This is a genomic window from Bacillus sp. SIMBA_074 (assembly GCF_046534555.1).
Classification (GTDB): domain Bacteria; phylum Bacillota; class Bacilli; order Bacillales; family Bacillaceae_G; genus Bacillus_A; species Bacillus_A mycoides.
Genome location: NZ_JAWRYM010001070.1, coordinates 1 through 244, shown reverse-complemented (window position 1 = coordinate 244; position 244 = coordinate 1). Strand labels below are relative to the sequence as shown.

Here is a 244-nt window from a genome sequence, read left to right as displayed (position 1 = left end):
CATCCCCGGGCTCGGACTGGGATGGGGGGTCGCGCTGGGGGCCATCGTGAGCCCGACGGACGCGGTCGCGACCGGCATCGTGAAGCGCGCCGGCATCTCGCCCCGGGTGGTGGCGATCCTCGAGGGTGAGAGCCTCCTGAACGACGCGACGGCGCTGGTGCTGTTACGTGCAGCCATCGCTGCGGCCGGCGCGGCGACGTTCACCTTCGGCGCGGTCACGCTGACGTTCCTCTACTCCGTGGTC

General features: G+C 71.7%; 1 protein-coding gene. It reads left to right on the top strand.

Features of this window, described 5'->3' with window-relative positions; all coding sequences use genetic code 11:
- Position 1: 1 nt before the first annotated feature.
- Positions 2-244, top strand: a 243-nt coding sequence (locus SB773_RS34050) for a cation:proton antiporter domain-containing protein (protein WP_410594907.1), incomplete at its 3' end; no start/stop codon positions are given.